The sequence below is a fragment of the Vibrio sp. ArtGut-C1 genome (assembly GCF_002105475.1).
GTDB lineage: Bacteria > Pseudomonadota > Gammaproteobacteria > Enterobacterales > Vibrionaceae > Vibrio > Vibrio diabolicus.
In genome coordinates, this window is sequence record NZ_NCTH01000008.1 from 78,467 (window position 1) to 100,898 (window position 22,432).

General features: G+C 46.3%; 19 protein-coding genes. 10 read left to right on the forward strand and 9 right to left on the reverse strand.

Annotation, left to right across the window (positions count from 1 at the left end; genetic code table 11):
- Positions 1–31: 31 nt before the first annotated feature.
- Complete coding sequence (yihA, locus tag B7360_RS09290) at positions 32–691, reverse strand: ribosome biogenesis GTP-binding protein YihA/YsxC (RefSeq protein WP_085343371.1); 660 nt, start codon at positions 689–691, stop codon at positions 32–34.
- Positions 692–850: 159 nt separating this feature from the next.
- On the opposite strand from yihA, the gene B7360_RS09295 reads away from it, so the two are divergent.
- The 5 genes from B7360_RS09295 (at position 851) to hemN (ending at position 5,560) form a co-directional block, all read left to right on the forward strand.
- On the forward strand, positions 851–1,468 hold the full coding sequence (locus B7360_RS09295; protein ID WP_005379248.1) for a cytochrome c: 618 nt from the start codon (positions 851–853) through the stop codon (positions 1,466–1,468).
- Positions 1,469–2,307: 839 nt separating this feature from the next.
- Positions 2,308–2,946: a class I SAM-dependent methyltransferase gene (locus B7360_RS09310; protein WP_005394454.1), complete on the forward strand. Its 639-nt coding sequence runs from the start codon at positions 2,308–2,310 to the stop codon at positions 2,944–2,946.
- Positions 2,946–3,488: a Der GTPase-activating protein YihI gene (yihI, locus tag B7360_RS09315; protein ID WP_005394455.1), complete on the forward strand. Its 543-nt coding sequence runs from the start codon at positions 2,946–2,948 to the stop codon at positions 3,486–3,488. The genes B7360_RS09310 and yihI overlap by 1 nt, the downstream gene beginning before the upstream one ends.
- 7 nt (positions 3,489–3,495) lie before the next feature.
- The gene (locus B7360_RS09320) at positions 3,496–3,984 is read left to right on the forward strand and encodes a DUF2489 domain-containing protein (protein WP_005379254.1); all 489 of its coding nucleotides are present in this window, start codon (positions 3,496–3,498) and stop codon (positions 3,982–3,984) included.
- Between the two features lie 184 nt (positions 3,985–4,168).
- Entirely contained in the window at positions 4,169–5,560 is a 1,392-nt protein-coding gene (hemN, locus tag B7360_RS09325) for an oxygen-independent coproporphyrinogen III oxidase (protein WP_005394456.1), read from the forward strand.
- A 69-nt stretch (positions 5,561–5,629) separates the two neighbouring features.
- Here the strand turns inward: hemN and add are convergent, their stop codons facing one another.
- The 6 genes from add to glnA form a co-directional block, all read right to left on the reverse strand.
- A complete protein-coding gene (add, locus tag B7360_RS09330; RefSeq protein WP_005395038.1) occupies positions 5,630–6,634 on the reverse strand; it encodes an adenosine deaminase in 1,005 nt (334 codons plus the stop codon).
- Between the two features lie 147 nt (positions 6,635–6,781).
- Positions 6,782–9,328 (reverse strand): EAL domain-containing protein, encoded by a 2,547-nt coding sequence (locus B7360_RS09335; RefSeq protein WP_085343372.1) that lies wholly within the window; start codon positions 9,326–9,328, stop codon positions 6,782–6,784.
- A gap of 102 nt (positions 9,329–9,430) precedes the next feature.
- Complete coding sequence (gene glnG / locus B7360_RS09340; protein WP_085343373.1) at positions 9,431–10,834, reverse strand: nitrogen regulation protein NR(I); 1,404 nt, start codon at positions 10,832–10,834, stop codon at positions 9,431–9,433.
- A 57-nt stretch (positions 10,835–10,891) separates the two neighbouring features.
- Entirely contained in the window at positions 10,892–11,938 is a 1,047-nt protein-coding gene (glnL, locus tag B7360_RS09345; protein ID WP_085343374.1) for a nitrogen regulation protein NR(II), read from the reverse strand.
- Between the two features lie 132 nt (positions 11,939–12,070).
- Entirely contained in the window at positions 12,071–12,652 is a 582-nt protein-coding gene (locus B7360_RS09350; RefSeq protein WP_085343375.1) for a DUF4124 domain-containing protein, read from the reverse strand.
- A gap of 196 nt (positions 12,653–12,848) precedes the next feature.
- Complete coding sequence (gene glnA, locus B7360_RS09355) at positions 12,849–14,258, reverse strand: glutamate--ammonia ligase (protein ID WP_005395023.1); 1,410 nt, start codon at positions 14,256–14,258, stop codon at positions 12,849–12,851.
- A 530-nt stretch (positions 14,259–14,788) separates the two neighbouring features.
- Between glnA and typA the strand changes: the two genes are divergently transcribed.
- Positions 14,789–16,618, forward strand: a complete 1,830-nt coding sequence (gene typA / locus B7360_RS09360; RefSeq protein ID WP_046874152.1) for a translational GTPase TypA — start codon at positions 14,789–14,791, stop codon at positions 16,616–16,618.
- Between the two features lie 80 nt (positions 16,619–16,698).
- Positions 16,699–17,241: an AAA family ATPase gene (locus B7360_RS09365; RefSeq protein WP_085343376.1), complete on the forward strand. Its 543-nt coding sequence runs from the start codon at positions 16,699–16,701 to the stop codon at positions 17,239–17,241.
- A 31-nt stretch (positions 17,242–17,272) separates the two neighbouring features.
- On the opposite strand, the gene B7360_RS09370 is transcribed toward B7360_RS09365, so the two are convergent.
- Complete coding sequence (locus B7360_RS09370; protein ID WP_085343377.1) at positions 17,273–17,914, reverse strand: DUF2959 domain-containing protein; 642 nt, start codon at positions 17,912–17,914, stop codon at positions 17,273–17,275.
- A 34-nt stretch (positions 17,915–17,948) separates the two neighbouring features.
- On the opposite strand from B7360_RS09370, the gene B7360_RS09375 reads away from it, so the two are divergent.
- The 3 genes from B7360_RS09375 to B7360_RS09385 all read left to right on the forward strand — a co-directional run bounded on the left by B7360_RS09375 (position 17,949) and on the right by B7360_RS09385 (position 20,323).
- Complete coding sequence (locus B7360_RS09375; RefSeq protein WP_005379281.1) at positions 17,949–18,893, forward strand: virulence factor BrkB family protein; 945 nt, start codon at positions 17,949–17,951, stop codon at positions 18,891–18,893.
- Positions 18,865–19,299, forward strand: coding sequence for a D-aminoacyl-tRNA deacylase (gene dtd / locus B7360_RS09380; RefSeq protein WP_046874150.1), 435 nt, complete (start codon positions 18,865–18,867; stop codon positions 19,297–19,299). Before B7360_RS09375 ends, dtd begins: the two co-directional genes overlap by 29 nt.
- A 106-nt stretch (positions 19,300–19,405) precedes the next feature.
- Positions 19,406–20,323: a bifunctional GNAT family N-acetyltransferase/hotdog fold thioesterase gene (locus tag B7360_RS09385; RefSeq protein WP_085343378.1), complete on the forward strand. Its 918-nt coding sequence runs from the start codon at positions 19,406–19,408 to the stop codon at positions 20,321–20,323.
- Between the two features lie 13 nt (positions 20,324–20,336).
- Here the strand turns inward: B7360_RS09385 and B7360_RS09390 are convergent, their stop codons facing one another.
- Positions 20,337–22,430, reverse strand: coding sequence for an AsmA family protein (locus B7360_RS09390; RefSeq protein WP_085343379.1), 2,094 nt, complete (start codon positions 22,428–22,430; stop codon positions 20,337–20,339).
- Positions 22,431–22,432: the final 2 nt, after the last annotated feature.

Sequence of the window (22,432 nt, forward strand, 5' to 3'; positions counted from 1 at the left end):
CGTGTCGAAAAAATTTAACAAATATTGTTAATTATTCTTCGTCGCTTGCTGGGGTATCCAGTTCGCCTTCTTCTCTCAGGTGTGCGAGCGCCGGTGCAAACCAGGTATCCAGTTTTGCGCGCAGTTGATCAACGCCTAACCCTTTAAGGGAAGAGAACACATCAACGGAAACGTCGCCACCGAAAGTTTCCACTTGTTTGCGAACTTTCAGCAGGGTTTGTTTGCGTGCGCCACTTTTTAGTTTATCTGCTTTGGTTAGCAAAACTTGCACAGGAATGTGGCTATCGATGGCCCAGAAAATCATTTGCTGGTCGAGATCTTTCATTGGATGACGAATGTCCATCAGAACCACTAAGCCTTTTAGGCACTCGCGTTTCTGTAGGTATTCACCTAAAGATTTCTGCCATTTGTTTTTCATCTCTACCGGTACTTGAGCAAAACCGTATCCAGGTAGATCGACAATGTGACAACCTTCTTCTACTTTGAAAAGGTTGATTAATTGCGTACGACCAGGTGTCTTTGATGTCTTGGCTAAGCTTTTTTGATTAGTTAGACGGTTAAGTGCACTCGATTTACCAGCGTTTGAGCGTCCTGCAAACGCAATTTCGACACCTTCGTCTTCCGGTAGGTGACGAATATCGGGTGCGCTGGTGATGAAATGCGTATTTTGGTAATGAATTTTTACGCTCACTGTTAACTCCATCTCGACTTTGTGTAGTCGATTGATTACTTTTTTGTGAAAATGTGTAAAATAACCGTGCTCGGCATAAGGTCGCCTATTGTACCATGAGTGTACGCGGTATGTTCACATTCCGTGGTACTGGAAGCTTGATAATTATAATGGAATGTCATGAAGAAATTAGCGCTAATTTTGAGTCTTTTAGCCAGTTGCTCAGTATGGGCCCAAGGTAATATTGAGGCTGGTAAAGCAAAATCACAAACCTGTGTCGCCTGTCACGGAGCAGATGGCAACAGTGCAATAACAACGTACCCGAAACTCGCAGGCCAACACGCTAAGTATCTTGAGAAGCAGTTAAAAGAACTTAAGCTAGGCATGACAAGTGGTGGTAAACAAGGTCGTTACGATCCTGTAATGAGTGGTATGGCAATGCCACTGAGCGATGAAGATATCGCAGACCTATCTGCTTACTACGCTTCGCTACCAGTTTCAGAAAACTCAACACCTGAAGATGTGGTAGCAAAAGGCAAAACGCTTTATACCGCTGGTGATGCCGAGCGTGGCCTAACCGCATGTATTGCATGTCATGGTCCTCGTGGCAATGGTACTGAGCTTTCAGGTTTCCCGAAAATTTCTGGTCAGCATGCTGACTACATCAAAGCTCAGCTAGAAAAATTCCGTGATGGCGACCGTGGTAATGATATGAATGCCATGATGCGCGACATCGCGAAGAAAATGACAGACGAAGATATCGAAGTGCTGTCTAAATACGTTGGCGGTCTGCACTAATATACCTAAATCGCTCAAGATCCTGCATCTTGAGCTGGTTGGGTAGATGTCCCTACATCGTTCGAGCAACTTGTACAAAAATGCCCTAGTGAATCCACTAGGGCATTTTTGTTCGTGACAGATATCACAGTCGAGTTTGGATGCGAAAGCGATAGTTGGCTCGGCAGTTTGTGAGACATTTGCCATACTTGATGTTGGCTTTTTCTTGTTAGTGTTTTTAAGTTTTTGATTAAATGACAATTTTGATATTTTTAGAAAATAGGCGGATTATTTTTTCAACCCATTACTTGTGAGCATCGCGGGATGGCGTAAAGTAGAAGTCGTTCACAGGGGGTGAATGTAAGGATTTTAGACCACGGTTTAGGTCTCCAAGGATGTAGCTCGGATGCTTGGTGATTTAGAAAGGGGTTTAGATAGGTAGGGAGCCTATCTGATAAGGATGGTCATCTCGTCTGACGGTTAAGACAGTGAAACGGATCAGGCACAGGAAGTTGCTCAGTAGACAGGAAGTAAACGGATAGCCAAAACTCATCAGGAAGATGAAAAACAACTCTTTTTGGCAGGGAAAGCTCGAAAAACAAAGGGATCATTGGTGCACCAAATGCGTGCAACACAGTTTCGCCAATTGATGGCACTTAGAAAGCGACAGTCTGACTGTCGCTTTTTTTATATTCTTTTCTCTTGGTAAGTCGCAATCTGAATTACGATTACTGCACTTATTTACTTCGATGGGTTGTAAACAAAGTTTTTTAACAAAAATTGCTGAAAAAATGCTCAGCAACACTCCAATCTGAGTTCACTTTCTGGTATGTTTCGCATCCCTGTTTGAGGAAGTCAGCATGCATACCTGTCCTTTATGCCAAAATCAGCGTACTCACCACTATTTTGAAGATAAGCGACGTGAATATCTTCAATGTGAGCAGTGCAGTTTGGTGTTTGTGAATCCAGACCAACGTTTGGATGCGGAAACCGAAAAAGCTCACTATGATTTGCATGAGAACAACCCTGAAGATTTAGGTTACCGACGCTTTTTGTCGCGTATTGCTGACCCGATCACAGAGCGAATTTCTCCACAATCAAATGGTATCGACTTTGGTTGTGGTCCTGGCCCAACGCTCTCCTTAATGTTGGAAGAGGCGGGGCACAACATGGCGTTGTACGACCTCTACTACCACCCTGATACGTCGGTTTTAGAAAAAACGTATGACTTCATGACAGCAACAGAGGTGATAGAGCACCTCTACCACCCAGATTTGGTGTGGAAGCAATGGTTGAATTTAGTTAAGCCAGGGGGCTGGATAGGCCTGATGACGAAAATGGTCATCGACGTGGAGGCTTTCAAATCATGGCATTATAAGAACGATCTCACTCATGTAGTGTTCTTTAGTCGTGACACGTTCCAGTTCCTAGCAGAGCGGGATAAGCTCGAACTCGAATTTATTGGTAATGATGTAATTTTACTGAGGAAACCCCAGTAATGAGCCGTAGTAAAAAATCTAGAAAGCCAGGTGCCGCTGGCGCACCTGAGTTTGTTGTAACTCGTAACCGTACAGAATCTGATGTGGAAGGCCGCCTACGCAAGCGTGCTAAAAAGCGCAAAGGCTTGAAAACGGGTAACCGTAACTCAGAAGTTAACGAGCAGAAAAAGCAAGCTGCTGCACAAAACCGCGACCCGCGTTTAGGCAGTAAAAAGAAAATTCCTCTGGTTGTTGAGCCTGCGAAGAAAATGACGAAGCAAGAGCGTCGTTTGTCGGCAGAGCAAGAACTAGAGATGCTAGAAAATGACGCGCAATTGAACGTGTTGCTAGACCGTATTGAAGCGGGTGAAAACCTAGGCACAGGTCTACAGAAATACGTCGATGAGAAGCTCGACCGCATTGAGAAGCTAATGGACCAACTAGGTTTGTTGGAACCTGAAGAAGAGGAAGACTTCACTGCTCCTGCTGAGAAAAGCACGCGCAATGATGATGACTTGCTGGCAGATTTCGACGACATTAACTTCGACGACTACAAAGGATAATTAAGCTATGAATGTAACCTTATTAGCTATTGCTGGTGTTGTGATTATCATCGCACTTGCTTCTTATGCAGGTTACCTTCTGCTTCAATTGAAAAAGCAAAAGGAATTGCAGCTAAAGCATCAAAAATTGGCGATAGATAAACGTAACGCCAACATTTTTGAGAATGTGCATACCTTGTGTCAGGCGGGTATTCAAGGCCAATGCGATTTGTCTGAAATCAGTATTCGTGTGTATAACATCATGGATTATGTACAAGGTGAAGACCGTGTCGATTTTGATAAAACGTACCCTGCAATTTCTGAGCTTTACCATATCGTGAAAGATATGGCGCGTGGTGAAGAACGCCAACAACTTGCCAAGAAAGAGCGTATGCAACAGAACTTGACGCGTCATAAAGCGGAAAGCCGCCTCACTGATGCGATCATTGAGGAGCTCAAAGTGTTGCAGAAAAACGTCCAGCCACTGAATAATCAAATCAATATTCAGATGATTTAATAGTTACCCCCAATGGTTTCCTTATGACTGCTGGGGGTATCGTGATCACGCTAGCACTTCTTTAGTTTTATAATTAAAAAGCCAGTCGGCGTTGCCACGCTTGTCATCGTCGTATGGCAAAATAGCGGCTCTGAATATCGGGTGACGGCTTTCGTTGCCCTAGCATTTAACGGAAAGTACCACCATGTCGAATCAACACACTGAATCGAAGCAGCAAATCGTCTGGGATCAAGCGGTATTGGATAAGTACAACTATTCCGGTCCTCGCTACACGTCGTACCCAACGGCGCTGGAGTTCCATGAAGCGTTCACCATTTCTGATTATGATATGGCATGCACTCAGTACCCAGACCGCCCATTATCGCTGTACGTACACATTCCGTTCTGTCACAAGCTTTGTTACTACTGTGGTTGTAATAAAGTCATCACGCGCCACTCGCACAAAGCGGACGAATACCTCGATGTGCTTGAACATGAGATTCGTCAACGTGCAGCCTTATTGGTGGGCAGAACGGTAACGCAATTGCACTTTGGTGGTGGTACGCCAACGTTCCTTTCTGAAAAGCAAATTACACGCGTAATGAGCCTGTTGCGCCAAGAGTTTACCTTTAGCAGTGATGCTGAAATCAGTATCGAAGTTGACCCGCGTGAAATTCAGATCACCATGCTGGATCACCTGCGTAGTGAAGGCTTTAACCGCTTGAGCATCGGTGTTCAGGACTTCAACAAAGAAGTGCAAAAACTGGTGAACCGTGAGCAAGATGAAGAGTTCATCTTTGCGATGGTTGCGCGCGCAAAAGAGTTGGGTTTCCGTTCGACAAACCTAGATTTGATCTACGGCTTGCCAAAGCAAACCAAAGCCTCTTTTGCCAAGACGTTAGAACAAGTACTGGAAATGCAGCCGGGCCGTCTGTCCGTGTTTAACTACGCGCACATGCCACAGCTATTTGCAGCGCAGCGTAAGATTAAAGACGAAGATCTGCCTAAAGCAGAAGAGAAGATGGCGATTCTGCAAGATACCATCGCGACACTGACTGGCGCTGGCTATCAATTTATCGGCATGGACCACTTTGCTTTACCGGACGATGAGCTTGCCGTCGCCCAACGCGAAGGTATTTTGCATCGCAACTTCCAAGGCTACACCACACAAGGTGAATGTGATTTGGTTGGCTTTGGTGTCTCTGCAATCTCGATGATCGGCGATGCATACGCGCAAAACCAGAAAGAGCTGAAGAAATACTACGCTCAAGTCAACGAACTTCGTCATGCACTGTGGAAAGGGGTTTCGCTGGACTCTGATGATTTGCTACGTCGCGAAGTGATCAAGCAGCTGATTTGTAATTTTAAACTAGACAAGAAAGCGATCGAGTCTGAGTTTAAAGTGAAGTTTGATCAGTACTTTAAAGAAGATTTGCAGCTACTTCAGACCTTCATCAACGATGAGCTGGTGGAAGTGGATGACAATGAAATTCGTGTGACGCTGCGAGGTCGTTTGCTGATCCGTAATATTTGTATGAGCTTCGATAAGTACCTGCGAGCGAAGGCGCGTCAGCAACAATTCTCTCGTGTTATCTAATCATAGACGCCGATTCAAGATATAAAAAATGCCAGCAGATGCTGGCATTTTTTTATGTTTTCGCTGGATTTAAGCGCGATCTTTTACTTTTGCTTTCAGTTCCGCTTTTTCTGCTTCTGAAAGGAACGCAATCTCAAGGCCATTGATTTGTGCTTGGCGAATCTGGTCTTGGCTCAGACCAGCTGCTGGTGCCGCTACTTCGTATTCGTATGGCAGTTCGATGCCTTCTACCGCTGGATCGTCAGTGTTCAGACACGCAAGAACGCCATGCTCTAGGAACTGTTTGAGAGGGTGGTTTTCTAACGTTTCTACCGTGCTTGTTTGGTAGTTTGATGTTAGGCAAGACTCAATACCAATGCGGTTTTCTGCTAGGTAATCCATCAGTTTTGGATCGTGGATCGCTTTTACGCCGTGACCGATACGAGTTGCGCCCAGCTCATTGATTGCTTGCCACATGCTCTCTGCACCTGCTGCTTCACCAGCATGAACCGTTACCCCAAGGCCAGCGTCGCGTACTTGTTTGAAGTGAGACACAAAGCGATCGCCCGGTTGGCCCAGTTCGTCACCCGCCAAGTCGACGGCAACGATGTGATCTTTTTGGCTCAGAATGCCGTCCAGTTCTTGTTGGCATGCGTCGGTGCCAAATGTGCGACTCATGATGCCGATCAGGTTGGCTTTCACGCCAAAATCGCGCATACCCGCTTGCACACCGTCCACGACTGCTTCAACAACACCCGCTACTGGTAACTTGTGTTTCATTGCCATGTAGTATGGTGAGAAACGCAGTTCAGCGTAATCGATTTGAGCGTTTAGTGCGTCTTCTACGTTTTCGTACGCCACACGACGACATGCATCTAGGTCGCCCAGTACCGCAACACCCCAGTCGAGCTTAGAAAGGAAAGCAACAAGAGAGGGTTCCGCTTCGACAATTTGAACGTGAGGAGTGAGAGACTCAATATCGTACGCTGGCAGAGCAATACCAAATTTTTGGCCAAGCTCAAGAATCGTTTTAGTACGAATGTTACCGTCAAGGTGGCGGTGCAAATCAGTAAGAGGGAGGTTCTTCGTTATCATTATGTCGATCCGGATAGTTATGAACTGGAACAGGGCCCAAACATCATCTGTGACAATACATGGGTAAGATTTGCAGTTAAGTATAAATAACAGTTAGGTAGATTGTCAGTAGAGGATGACTAGGAAATCAACGATTCTCGCTCTTTTCTACTTCATGTTAACCAAATGTGTTGGCCACTCTTCTAGCGGCATTGGACGGCTGTAATAGAAGCCTTGCACTTGGTTGCAGCCTAAAGAGCGCAGTAATTGTGCTTGATTGCTATCCTCTACGCCTTCTGCGACGACATTGGTTTTAAGGCCCGCGGTGATATTGATGACCGCAGCAACGACCGAACTGTCTAAGTTTTCTTGCGTGAGTTGATTGATGAAGGTGCGATCAATCTTCAAACAAGTAAATGGCAGTGAGTGAAGATAACCCAGTGATGAGTAACCGGTACCGAAATCATCGATCGCGATACCAATCCCCATATCACGCAGTTTGGTCATGTTTTCCAGTGTGGTTGGTGCGCTATCAATAATGCGCGACTCGGTGATCTCCAGTGTTAGGTTACTGGCGGGTAATTTTGTGATATCCAATACGTTGGTCACTGTATCGACAAAATCAGGGCAGGACAGTTGATTAACGGAGATGTTCACATGCAGTTGGAAGTCTGACGGCCACTGATTACTTTGAATGGCTTGGTATGTATCGCGGCAAGCTTGTAACAGAATTTGTTGGCCAATGGCTTTGATCATGCCGCTTTCTTCTGCGATTGGAATAAAATCTAGTGGTGACACCATTCCTGAGTCACTGTGCCAGCGCGCCAGCGCTTCTGCGCCACACACATTACCACTAGCGAGATCCACAATAGGTTGATAATGAGGGACAAACTCTTGGTTTTCGATGCCAGTTTGAATCTTAGTCAGCATTTGGGTGCGGAACTTTGAAGCGCTTGCCAGTTCAGGGCTGTAATGACAGACACCGGTCAGTGAGTCTTGCTTGGCGTAGCTTAATGCGATGCTGGCGTTGCGAAGCCACAGCGGCATGGTTTCATTTGGTTGGGTTTGCACAATGCCAAGTGAAATCTTCATCACTACATTCTCACCTTCCACCATAAATGGGGTGGAAAAGAGTTGCTGTAATCGACGCTCGGTTTGTTTAACTTTGGCTTCAGTATCGGCGTTTGAGAGAAACACTGCGAACTCATCACCACCAATCCGAGCCAGTAACGCGTTATCACTAAACTCTTGTTTTAGCCTTTCTGCGATGCTGACCAACAGTTGATCACCGTTATGATGACCCACACTGTCGTTAATATCTCTAAATTTGTTGATACCAAGTAAAAATAAACTGCCGTGGCACAGGTGAGATTGGTTCTCACAGATTTCGACCAAGCCCTGACGACTGTATAAGCGTGTCAGAGAGTCATAAACCAACTGCTCACGCAACGCTTTAAATGAGGCTCTGAGGTTACTCGTCATCTCATTAAAGGCATGCACAAGTACCGTTGTCTCATACACATAACCAGGTTTTGGCATACTGCTGTCCCAATCGCCATTCGCAAGGTGTTGGGCGGCGTCAGCCGTCGCGTTAATCGGCCTGGTGACTCGGTTGAAAATTATCCAACTGATGGCGATACCAAATAAGCTGACGATAAACCCGACTAGCCAACTCTTTTGTTGGCTTTTCGGCAATGTACCCAGCAACTCGGATTCAGATATAGAGGTGCCAATAAACCATGTTAAACCGTTTTGATCTCGGTATGGGGTTAGTCGGCTGAAAATACGTTGGCCGTCATGCTCAAATGAAAAGGTGTAAGGTTGCTTAGTATTGTTGAGATCAAACGACCGAACGCGGCTCGCACTGATTTTGATGATCGGATCTGCGTTTTCAGCCGCAAACAAACGCTGCCCTTTATCAGAAAACTTTGTGCCCCATGAGATGACGCTTCCCGGGCCTGAGTGAGCGATTAAACGATGATCTGGGTCCATGATGTAGACCGAAGCTTTGGTGTTGTATTTTAACTCGCGCAGAAATTCGTTGAATGTGTTGATGCGAATGTCTGTCACCAACACGCCAGCAAATTGGTCGTGTTTATACACCGGTGTCATGGCTGACAGCGTAATATCCTGGCGTTCATCGGCATTCGTATAAATCTCAGACCACATCGAGGTTTGAGCCTCAGCGACGGGCGTATACCATGGGCGAGTGCGAGGATCGTATGGAGAGATAACCGTTCGAATGCTATTACTCACATGGTTAGTGCCATAAATAATCAGATCGCCATCGGTATATCGATCTTGAACCATTAAGGTGTAATCGTCGGAAAGCTCGCGGCGGAACCCGGCAAAGTCACCGCTTTCTGAACCAAATGCGATGACATCCAACTGCGGTATCGATTGGTAAAGGTTTTTGAATGCACTCAGCAGGTAGCTTTGAATATCTGAGGTGTCGTGAGGGTGATAAAGGTTGTGATAGCTGACGTTATGCGCGAGAGCCATAACCGCAGTAAACGGCTTGCGCAGATAGCTATTAAGGTGGTCGTGGACACTTTCGGTTAACACGGAAAGTTGTTTGTCGCTGATATCTGTGACCACTTCTTCGTAGCTTTGTTTTTGGACGTAGACAATGACACCGATCGCCAGTAAGAAGATCATGACAAATGGAATGAGAACAGCGGTACGCAGTGTAATTTGAGTCGTAGCAGTAGACATTGCCTAATCACATAGATGGTGGTGCGCCACAATTGTACTGATATTTTTGTTAATATCGAGTGACAAACGACTCTCGTTGTTAACGCACCACGTAAGTGATTGTCAGTACAATTCTTTTAATTTTCTGGTAAGCGTGTTTCGCCCCCAGCCTAATACTTTAGCGGCATCTTGCTTGTGACCTTTAGTGTGCTCCAAAGCTGCCTCTAATAAAATGCGCTCAAATTCTGGTAAAGCATAAGAAAGCAGTTCTTTATCTCCTGCCGAGAGTGATTGACGTGCCCAATCCGCCAATTGTTCTTGCCAGCTGCCATGTTCAGAGTCCGAAATGGATTTTTTCTCTTCGAGCAGTTCGCTTGGTAAGTCGTTTGGCAATACCTCGCTACCACTGGCCATGACGGTTAACCAACGGCAAATATTCTCTAATTGACGCACGTTGCCCGGCCAATCAAGGCGGTTAAGAATTTCAACGGTCGACGGATGCAGAGTTTTGGTTTCGACCCCCAGCTCATCAGCCGCTCGGATAAGAAAATGCTGCGTAAGTTTTTCGATGTCCTGCTTACGTTCACGCAATGCCGGAATCTGCACTCGAATCACGTTCAAGCGATGGAATAAGTCTTCACGGAAATCGCCTTCATGCACCAGCTTTTCTAAATTCTGGTGTGTTGCCGCGACAATCCTTACGTCGACGCTGATTGGGGAGTGACCGCCCACTCGATAAAACTGTCCGTCGGCCAGAACACGCAGCAAACGGGTTTGAATATCTAACGGCATGTCACCGATTTCGTCTAAAAATAGGGTGCCGCCATTGGCTTGTTCGAATCGACCCTGACGAACATTGTTCGCCCCGGTAAATGCCCCTTTTTCATGACCAAACAACTCTGACTCAATCAGATCTTTGGGAATCGCCGCCATATTGAGTGCAATAAAAGGTTTGTTGGCGCGAGGACTATGGCGGTGCAACGCATGAGCAACGAGCTCTTTACCCGTGCCCGATTCACCGTTAATCAATACTGAAATTGAGGAGCGAGAAAGACGACCAATGGCGCGAAATACTTCTTGCATGGCTGGCGCTTCACCGATGATTTCTGGCGTTTCCGCTGGAATGTCTTCTGGAGAGAGTTGCTCACGTTTATTTTCGTGACTGTGTGCAATCGCTCGTTCAACCAGAGTTAAGGTTTCATCGATATCAAAAGGTTTTGGTAAGTATTCAAAGGCGCCTTTTTGGTACGCATTCACTGCCGCATCCAAATCTGAGTGGGCGGTCATGATAATCACGGGAAGGTCTGGGTAATCGCGCTGTACTTGTTTTAGCAGCTCTAATCCATCAATGCCCGGCATGCGAATGTCTGATACCAGCACATCTGGTACTTCGCGTTCGAGCGCCATCAAAACGCTTTCCCCATCGGGATAGGTTTCGCATTTTATGTTGGCAGAGGAGAGCGTTTTCTCCATCACCCAGCGAATGGAACTGTCGTCATCAACGACCCAAACATATCCTTTACTCATGTAGTAATCCTTGCAGCAAACCGAAAAATTGATGCGACTTGAAGTCCATTAGCGCAATCAGATCGGCAAATAAATAGTAAATGTTGTGTGACCAGGCCAGCTTTCTACGTCTATTTTTCCATTGTGCTGGTCGATCAAATTTTGTGAAATAGACAGCCCTAAGCCAGTTCCTCCCTCGCGGCCACTGACCATGGGATAGAACAGTGTGTCTTGTAATTCCGGTGGAATGCCTGGGCCGTTGTCTGTGATTTCGACACGCGCAGCGAGTTTACAGCGTTTGCCGTGAATATTAGCTTGATGCACCGTTCTGGTGCGAATGGTGATTTTACCGTGTTCTTGATGGCTAAGAATTTGCGCCGCATTACTGACGATATTAAGCATCGCCTGTTCGATTTGGTCCGCATCCATCAAAATTTCTGGCAAGCTCGGGTCGTAATCGCGTTCAATCACGATTGAACGTTGCGATTCTAGTTCAACCAACTGGCGGACCTTTTCCAGAATTTGATGCAAGTTTTCTTGTGTCTTCTTACCTGGCTTTTGTGGCCCGAGTAATCGATCAACGAGCGCTCTTAAACGGTCGGCTTGCTCAATAATGATGTGCGTATACTCGTTGAGAGAGGGATCTGGCAGCATTTTTTCTAACAATTGCGCTGCACCACGTAATCCACCTAGCGGGTTTTTGATCTCATGTGCAAGCCCTCGGACTAACAGTTTCGCCGCTTGTTGTTGGGCGTGCTGGTTCAGTTCTTGAGAGAGTCGGCGCTGCTGATCAATTTTGCGCATCTCAACCAGAAGCATCAACTGCTTTTGCCAAGTGATTGGGCTAATTGTCACCTCTAGCATTAAGGGGCGGCCATCAACAACGAAAGTGACGTCACTGTCGGTGATGCTTTGGCCACTTTGCAATGGTTGAGTGAGCAGCGCGAGATCCAGCGACGCATGCTGAATCAATTGAGAAAGCGATTGTTCAACAATACGTTTCGCGCTTTGAGAAAACAGCAACTCGGCAGCCGGATTGGCATAACGGATAGCCAATCCATCATCAAGAATCAGCGTTGCTGTCACCATGTTGTTGAGAATGGCACTAGGAAGACTGGTATCCACATTACGTCCTTGTTTTGCTTTAAGATTGTGCGTTGCACAATAATGGTGCAATTGAACGTTAAGTATGGCGAATAAATCTCAGAAGAAAAAGTGAAAAGCACCGCAGTGATGCTATTTTTTTCACCAGATATTCTATTTTGCCCCTTTTACGGTCGGCTTAACACTTGCTCTATGTAAATGCACCGTTATAGGGCTAGTAGATGCAATAAGCTTGCCGCTTCTTTTCGCGTGCGCGGCCAGTGTGTGGGTGCCTCGGTCAATATTGTTTAACTGCCACGTCATATGGCTTTGTGGCGCACCATAAGGTTTTCCGTCGAGCAGCAGTTGCAGCTGTTCACCGATACCAAGCTTGCGATTGGTTTCCAGTTGAATATTGATGATTCCTCGGTTGCTGCGGATGGTTTCGTTATGTTGAGGAGTCAGCATCGAGAGCTTTAATGGGAGAGGTTTATCGGTTTTCTTTTCCGGCTTGTCTTGTGGCTCTTTCGATAGCTTGGTCTGAGGGGCGAGTGATTCCGTGCTTTCTACCTTAGGAGCCGGTGCGCTGGCTTCAAGGTTTGGCAGCGCGATGGCTTTTGCACCTTGGTTTGGCGTATCACTAAAATGAACCACGCCATTTTCATCTACCCATGTATAAGCAACCTGCGCTGATGCGATGGAGACGATTAACAATCCGCTGAGAGCACATAGCGATGGAATAAGCTGAACTTTCATTGCTCACCTTCTTTTGATCGATGATTTCACGTTTCAATGGCTTAGCTCTTTGACCTACAAGGTAAAAAGTCCAAGCGTATTTTTATTATCCCCTCATGTTAAACGTCGAATCTTGACTGACGAATACAAAAAAGGCCCGCCTGCGAGGCGAGCCTAATATTTTGTTGCTGTGTTTACATTTTACACAGTGTCGACCTTATACAGAGTAGTAAAGTTCGAACTCAACTGGGTGAGTTGTCATGTTCACGCGCTCTACGTCCTGAGATTTTAGCTCGATGTAAGAGTCGATGAAGTCGTCAGAGAATACACCACCCGCTGTTAGGAATTCACGGTCAGCATCTAGCTCTGCTAGTGCGTCTTTCAGTGAGTATGCAACCGTTGGGATTTCTGCTGCTTCTTCTGCTGGTAGATCGTAAAGGTCTTTATCCATTGCTTCGCCTGGGTGGATCTTGTTCTTAATACCGTCAAGACCAGCCATTAGCATTGATGCAAAGCATAGGTATGGGTTAGCCGCTGGGTCACCAAAGCGAACTTCGATACGACGTGCTTTCGGGCTTGGTACCACAGGGATACGGATTGAAGCAGAGCGGTTACGTGCAGAGTAAGCAAGCATAACTGGCGCTTCGAAGCCTGGTACAAGACGTTTGTACGAGTTTGTTGATGGGTTAGCAAATGCGTTGATTGCACGAGCGTGTTTGATGATACCGCCAATGTAGTAAAGCGCCATTTCAGATAGACCGCCGTACTTGTCACCAGCAAATAGGTTTACTCCATCTTTCGCTAGAGATTGGTGAACGTGCATACCGCTACCGTTGTCACCAACAAGTGGTTTAGGCATGAATGTTGCCGTTTTACCAAACGCGTGAGCAACGTTGTGTACAACGTACTTGTAGATTTGGATTTCGTCAGCTTTGGTTGTTAGCGTGTTGAAACGAGTTGCGATTTCGTTTTGACCCGCTGTTGCCACTTCGTGGTGGTGCGCTTCAACAACAAGACCCATTTCTTCCATTACTAGACACATAGCAGAACGGATGTCTTGAGATGAATCCACTGGAGCTACAGGGAAGTAACCACCTTTAACGCCTGGACGGTGACCTTTGTTACCTTCTTCGTAATCAGAACCTGTGTTCCATGCTGCTTCTACGTCATCGATCTTGAAGAAAGAGCCTGACATGTCAGTCGCGAATTTCACGTCGTCAAATAGGAAGAATTCTGGCTCAGGACCGATAAGTACAGTATCTGCAACGCCAGTAGAGCGCATGAAGTCTTCAGCGCGTTTTGCGATAGAACGTGGGTCACGGTCGTAGCCTTGCATTGTTGCCGGCTCTAAGATGTCACAACGGATGTTTAGTGTTGCGTCTTCCGTGAATGGGTCAAGCACAGCAGAAGATGCGTCAGGCATCATTACCATGTCTGATTCGTTGATACCTTTCCAGCCAGCAACTGATGAACCATCGAACATTTTACCTTCTTCGAAGAAGTCTGCGTCGATTTGGTGAGCAGGGATCGAAATGTGCTGCTCTTTACCTTTTGTATCAGTGAAGCGTAGGTCAACAAACTTAACTTCGTTTTCTTGGATCAGCGATAGAACGTTTTCTACTGACATCTTGGATAACCTCCAGTGTTAATAAGCGGTAAAAGCTCGATTTATGAATTATTCATGAAACCTGGCATTGATTAATCAATTTGACTTTTCATTAATCGATGCTGTTTTAACTAAAGCCAAAACCGTGCCAAAAAAAATATTCCATTAATTTCAAGCAATTGTGTTTTTTGGCGCTAGCTTGGTGCAGATGATTGCACCAAAATGATCTTTACTTGCACTATTGTGGTGCGGAAAATAATTATTGCACCATAATGTGACAGGCGCATTGCTTATTCAGCCCAGTTTTTGAGCAAGAGTCAATTTGAATTATGCATCGATTGGAATAAAGTTGCGTTTAATCAATTCGTTCTGAGGAAGAAAATGGGCATTAAGCGTAAAAATCGCAGAAATGCTCGGGAGTAGATCACATATTTCTAGGCTTTTTGCTAAAATCTGGTACATTATGGCCGTTTTTTTAATCAGCAAATGTCGCCAGAGAGCACCCGTTCTCAGCGTGGGGGCATTTCATCTATCTAAGTGAATCAATATCCATGGCTACTCCACAGATTGATAAATTAAGAAATATCGCGATCATCGCGCACGTTGACCACGGTAAAACCACGTTGGTTGACAAGCTGCTACAACAATCAGGCACGCTTGAGTCTCGCGGTGAAGCTGAAGAGCGAGTCATGGACTCGAACGACATCGAGAAAGAGCGCGGTATTACCATTCTTGCTAAAAACACAGCAATCGACTGGAACGATTACCGTATCAACATCGTAGATACTCCGGGACACGCGGACTTCGGTGGCGAAGTTGAACGTATCATGTCGATGGTAGACTCTGTACTACTTATCGTTGACGCGGTTGATGGTCCAATGCCTCAAACGCGTTTCGTAACACAAAAAGCGTTTGCTCATGGTCTAAAACCAATCGTTGTTATCAACAAGATTGACCGCCCTGGTGCACGTCCTGATTGGGTTATGGACCAAGTGTTCGACCTATTCGACAACCTAGGTGCTTCTGACGAACAGTTAGACTTTAAAGTGGTTTACGCTTCTGCTCTTAACGGTTGGGCTTCTCTAGAAGAAGGCGAAACTGGCGAGAACATGGAACCGCTATTCGAAACTATCGTTGGCGAAGTAGCTGCACCAGAAGTTGACCTAGATGGTCCACTACAGATGCAAATCTCTCAGTTGGATTACAGCTCTTACGTTGGCGTTATCGGCGTTGGCCGTGTAACTCGTGGTAGCGTTAAGCCAAACCAGCAAGTAACGGTTGTTGGTGCAGACGGCAAAACTCGCAACGGTAAAGTGGGCACAGTAATGGGCTACCTAGGCCTAGAGCGTCACGAAGTTGAGCAAGCTAACGCGGGTGATATCATTGCAATCACTGGTCTTGGCGAGCTTAAAATCTCTGACACTATCTGTGCACAAAACGCAGTAGAAGCACTACCAGCACTGTCTGTTGATGAACCAACAGTAACCATGACGTTCCAAGTAAACACGTCTCCATTCGCTGGTAAAGAAGGTAAGTTCGTCACTTCACGTAACATCCTTGAGCGTCTAGAGAAGGAACTGGTACACAACGTTGCACTGCGCGTTGAACAAACAGACGATCCAGACAAATTCCGCGTATCAGGCCGTGGTGAGCTTCACCTGTCTATCCTGATCGAAAACATGCGTCGTGAAGGCTTCGAGCTTGCCGTATCTCGTCCAGAAGTAATCATCAAAGAAGAAGATGGTCAGCTAATGGAACCGTTTGAAACGGTAACTATCGACGTAATGGAAGAGCACCAAGGCGGTATCATGGAGAATATCGGCCTACGTAAAGGTGAGTTGAAAGATATGGCTCCAGACGGTAAAGGCCGTGTACGTATGGACTTCATCATGCCATCTCGTGGTCTGATCGGCTTCCAAACGGAATTCATGACACTGACTTCTGGTTCTGGTCTTCTATACCATACGTTTGACCACTACGGCCCACACAAAGGCGGTAACATCGGTCAGCGTATCAACGGTGTTCTGATTGCTAACGCTGCGGGTAAAGCGCTAACTAACGCACTGTTCAACCTTCAAGAACGTGGTCGTCTATTTATCGGTCACGGTGTGGAAGTTTACGAAGGCATGGTTATCGGTATTCACAGCCGCGACAACGACCTAACAGTAAACGCACTGAAAGGTAAGCAGCTAACCAACGTTCGTGCATCTGGTACAGATGACGCACAGGTTCTAACTCCGCCAATCATCATGACACTAGAGCAAGCGCTTGAGTTCATCGATGACGACGAGCTAGTAGAAGTAACACCTGAAAGCATCCGTATCCGTAAGAAATTCCTAACGGAAAGCGATCGTAAACGTGCTTCTCGTGGCGCGAAATAATTTTCGTTAAGCGATTCAATTAAGAAGAAGCCCTGAGTTATGCTCAGGGTTTTTTGTATCTAGAGAATGAACATATCAGCATGAAGCCAATTGTGATTACTGGTGGCCCAGGTGCGGGGAAAACCACCCTACTGAATGCATTAGAGCGGCAAGGGTATGCGACGTTTGCAGAGAGCTCTCGTACGCTAATTGAACAGCAAAACCAGTTAGACGACGGTATCTTGCCGTGGACGAACCTGCCTGAGTTTGCTCAATTGTGTCTCGACTTGATGAGCAAGCAAAAGAGTGATGCGCGTTGTCATGACGTTGCGTTTGTTGATCGCGCCATCCCAGACATCATTGCTTACTTACAAGTGGGCGGTTGTAAGGTTGACCAAGCTTTCTTAACTGAAAGTGCTGGGTACCATAGTCAGGTGTTTACTTGTCGACCTGAAGCATCCATTTACGTGCAAGATGAAGTGCGTCCACACAGCTTTGAAGAAGCATTGGAGATTCATCAATCCTTAGTGGATATCTATGCTGAATTAGGTTACGAAGTGGTAGAAGTGCCATGGGGCAGTGTGCTAGAACGAGTAGGTTTTGTTCGAAGAGTCATCGGTTTATTTGATGAGGTCGCAGACTAAAACCTCCTCGCTAGGAGGAGGTTTGAATCATTTACTTTTGATTGAGCTTTTGTAGGAATTTATCAGACTCTGCAATCGCTTCGTTCATCTGTTTGATGGCAAACTGAATGTCTTTCTCTAGACTAGAAAATTCACCTTGTAGAGAGCAAATCGCACTCGCGTTAAGGTTGTGTTTCAAGTACAACGTGTTGTCGCGCAGTGTATTTAGTACCGGCGTCATCTTTTTCTCTGCACGCTTCATTGCGCTAAGCATGGTTTTGTACGAGGCTTTGGTTTCACGTAGCTTTTGCTCGCTTGAACGGCGCAATTTCGCGCTCGAGTACAGCTCTAGTTCGTCTTGCCATTCATCAAACAGTGCGCCGGAAACGTCTTCAATCGCAGCAATGCGGTCACGAACGTCTTGCGCCGCTTTTTCGCTGTCTTCGTACTTGTCATTAATTTTGTTGTAGACACTTTCTAGCTCACCACCATCAAAATTAGTGATCGCAGATAGGGCTTCGAGCGCACTGGTGAATTCTTCTTGTGCATCTTGTTGAGATTCTTTGGCATCTTCAACGCGGTCGACCATAATATCTCGTTTATGGTACCCAACTTGCTCCATCGCTGAGTAATAAGCAGATTGACACCCTGTTAAAGTGAAAATTGATAGTACAATTGCTAATAAATAAGGCATTCTTATGTCCTCGACGCTAATTATGGGATGAACTATGAACCAGTTATCAGAGAGTTACAAGGCAAGATTAATCAATCTACTGCCAAGTTGCGTCGCGTTTTTTAAGTATCTTCTTAAGCGATTAACGCATGATCGCGTCAATGTGAACGCGGGCTATCTTGCCTACATTACCTTGTTATCCATCGTGCCAATGCTGACGGTATTGTTATCAATATTGTCGAAATTTCCCGTTTTTGCGAACGTCGGTGAGGTGTTGCAAGGCTACATTATTGAGAATTTTGTTCCGGCATCTGGGGAAGCTGTACATACGGCATTGCAGGAATTTGTGGCGAATACGGGCAAAATGAGCGCGGTTGGCGGTGGGTTTTTATTCATTGCTGCAGTCATGCTGATTTCGAACATTGATAAGAACTTAAACTACATTTGGCGAGTTAAAGACAAGCGCCGTTTAGTCTTTTCATTCTCTATGTATTGGATGGTACTCACGTTAGGGCCGATCATGGTCGGTGCGAGTATCGCGGCGACATCGTACGTGACCTCACTGCAAATTTTAGAGAACGAGACATTATCTGGTGCGTTCAATCTGTTTTTACGTTGGTTACCGCTGTTGTTGTCTTTTTTCGCTTTCCTTGGCTTATATATTCTGGTGCCGAATAAAAAAGTGCACCTGGCTCATGGCGCGATGGGGGCAGCAGTCGCTGCGATACTGTTCGAATTAAGTAAAAAGGGCTTTGCACTCTACATCACGCAGTTCCCATCTTATCAGCTCATTTACGGGGCGTTAGCCGCGATTCCTATCTTGTTTGTTTGGGTGTATTTATGCTGGATGATCGTGTTATTGGGTGCGGAAGTCACAGCAGCGCTTGGTGAGCGAGAGCACTGGAGTGAAGATTTAGACATGATACACTCGACCGCTGAATCTCAGTTAACAGATGAAGGAAGCGAGAGTAGTGATAGCGCTAATTCAACGAGTCAGTGAAGCTGCCGTCCGTGTGGATGGTGAAGTCGTAGGGGAAATTGATCGTGGTCTGCTGGTCTTATTAGGAGTAGAGAAAGACGACGATGAGGCCAAAGCAAAACGCTTGATGGAGCGTGTTACGACCTACCGCGTGTTCGAAGATGATGAAGGTAAGATGAACCTGAACGTCAAACAGGTAGGAGGCAAAGTGCTGGTGGTTTCTCAATTTACGTTACCTGCGGATACAAAAAAAGGCACTCGTGCTGGCTTTTCTCGCGGTGCGCATCCTGCTGATGCTGAGCGCTTGTATGATTACTTTTCTGATTTGTGTGAACAAGTTTTACCCACACAGCGTGGCCGCTTCGCTGCCGATATGAAAGTGTCCTTAGTGAATGACGGTCCGGTGACGTTTTGGTTGCAGGTCTAGTCTGGTAACACCGGTGCCATAGTCTAAGCTTTAACTCCAAGCTCATGGAATTGGCTTGGAGTGATTTTTCCGACATTTATTAGTGTTGTGCTTTCAAAGGATTGATATGTTCAAACTCATTACTCCCAAAACCGATAATCAGATAAACAAGTATTATCAGTTTCGCTGGCAACTGCTTCGTGAGCCATGGCGTATGCCAATTGGCTCTGAACGCGATGAATACGATGAAATGAGCCATCACCGTATGATTGTTGATGGCCGAGGTCGTCCTATGGCGATCGGTCGTTTATACATTACGCCGGATAATGATGGCCAAATCCGCTATATGGCGGTTAAAAATAATCGCCGCAGTAAGGGGATGGGTTCGCTGGTTTTGGTTGCACTAGAGTCGTTAGCGCGCCAAGAAGGGGCGAAGCGCTTGGTGTGTAATTCCCGTGAAGATGCTATCGCATTTTACGAGAAAAATGGCTTTGAGCGTCGCGGTGAACTAACCGATGAGCGCGGTCCTGTGCGTCACCAACAAATGGTGAAACCATTGGATCCGATGGCGAATGTGTTACGTCGCCCAGAATGGTGCACTGAACTTCAGCAGCGCTGGGAGCAACAGATCCCAATTAGCGACAAAATGGGGATAAAAATTAACCAGTACACGGGTTACCAGTTTGAATGCTGCGCGCAACTTAATCCAAACCTTAATCCGCATAACACCATGTTTGCGGGGTCGGCTTTTACTTTAGCTACCTTGACGGGGTGGGGGATGACGTGGCTGCTGCTTAAAGAGCGCGGTTTGCATGGTGATATTGTGTTGGCCGACAGCTCGATTCGTTATCGTCAACCAGTCGAACAAAACCCCGTGGCAAGTACTTCGTTGGATGGGATCAGTGGTGACCTAGATCGACTGGAGTCAGGGCGTAAAGCACGCATCGTCATTCACGTGGTGATTTATAGTGGCGACACGCCAGCCGTAGATTTTGTTGGTACCTATATGCTGATACCGAACTATTCGCAATTACTCAGCTGTTAATTGAGAGGGCGCCTTACTGATCTGTAGGGCGCTTATCTGTTTCGTTTTCTCGCTCTGTCGGTGGGAGGATTTGTTCCTCTGTGGTGGGATCAGTGACAGATGCTTCGTCTTCTTCGACAATTTCTTCGGAAAATTCTTCCTCTTGAATCTCCACATTGATGTTATCAATCGCAGTTGGCAGCTCCATGGCTGATTCACTTGTTTGTGGAGTGCTTTCAACATCAGCCGGTGCTTTTGGTGCTGGTGCTTTTAAACATTCATTATGATGGATTTCGCCACTGAGTAGATCGCCTTCAACGCTCCCGCACGAGTCCTTCCATTGATAAACAATGCCATTTAGCGGGTTGTTGGCCATATCAAACTCGCCCCAAACCCTACCACTCATAGCTTTCCCTGAAATGGTGACTGGTTCTATGGCGACTTTCCCTCGTTGTGCGCTTAAACGCAGCGGACTTAAGGTAATGGCTTTGAGCGAATGATTCGCTTGGGATTTAAAACGGGTATCTCGTAGGTTGGCTTCCACTTCACCCGATAAGCTGTAGGCCAGCATGTTGCGATCACCTGATAATCCTTGTAGAGCGAGGCTGAGATCGGAAAAACCATCAATAGCCAGTGTGTCGGGTAAATAATCGTGGAAGAGTGATAAGGGAATGCCATCGGCATTGAGGTTGAGTGCCCAAGGCTGGCTCGGAGTACTTAGGTCTATCTGTCCGATGCCTTCTACGTAGCCTTGCTCGAGTGGTGCAAAAAGGCGTGTCAGTTTCCAAAAGCCATTCTCACTTTGCATGGCAAGTGCAGCATGAGACGTGAGCACTTGGTTATAACTGGCGTTGACAACGCTAGCTTCCAGATCGCCATGCCAAAGGCCCCAACGTTGATTGACCTGTTTAAGATCAAGCTGCTGCCCTTCGATGTTTAAACCGGAGAACTGCCAATAAGGTTCGTGAGATAGCTGAATGATTTGGCTGCGCTCGATGTCGAGTCGTTGGATTGTGACATGATCTAACTTACTGATGGCGGCGTGCCACCAGTTTTGGTTATCTTCAGGTTGTATTGCCCACTTGAGGCCTTGAATGGAGGCTTCTTCGAGTTGCCATTGCGTTCGAGTGAACACCCCAGAGACCTGCACTCGACCTTGCTGCCAATCTAAGCTGAGCTCGTTGAGTCGGATTTTTTCAGGCTTGATAACAGCACTTAAACGTGGCTCTATTGCGGTTTGCTGTTGGAATCGGACGCTATCCGCCTGCAATGAAACTTGAGCCGTTGTCTCCCAGAGAGACAGTGGCAGTGTGGCGTTTTCTACGGAGAGCTCTAAGTTTTGCCAGTGCCAATCGCCCCATTCAATATCGGCGTTCAGTAAGTCTAAGCTATTAATGTGATTAATCTTGAATGGCATTGCTTGCCAAGGCTTAGCAAGCAGTGATTGGAGCTGGATATGATTGAGTTGCAACTTATTGATGGTCACATTCACTAAAGACCAGCCTTGTGGATACTGCTCGCCTTGCCCTGAAATTTGACTGTTACGCCAGTTAAATGAAGTGCCATAGAGCGTACTGTCTTGCGGTTTGTAGTCCATGTCGACCAAGACCTGATTAAAGGCTTCGCCATTCCAATAGATCTGGTCGGCTGCAAGTTGAACCTCGCCATATGGTATTAACTGGCCATTCCACTGTGGTGATTGAATTTGAAGGTCAATGCCATTACCAGAAAACTGCTCGTCGGCGTAATCAATATTTTTGAGCGCGATTTGATGGAACAAAACGTTATCTAAAGGCGGGAGCTTTGGCGCGCCATACTGCAAATTAAGTCCATCAATCAATAAGCTATCAACGATCCATTTACCATCGCGATAAACATCGGGATTCATCCATAAATCGACTTGCTCGATATAAGAAGCGTCGTCTACGTTTGTGTTCACACCCTGTAAAGTTAGGTGGTAGGGAAAATCGTAACGCACGCTTTCTGCTTGAAAGGGCAAGGAAATGCTGTTTGATAGCAGACGCCAAGTTGCATCGGCGTAAGATGTTGTTAACAGCGCAATCGTAGTGGCCGGAATGGCAACTAAGATAACCAGTAACAGAATTAGAAATCGACGCGCTGTTTTCATCC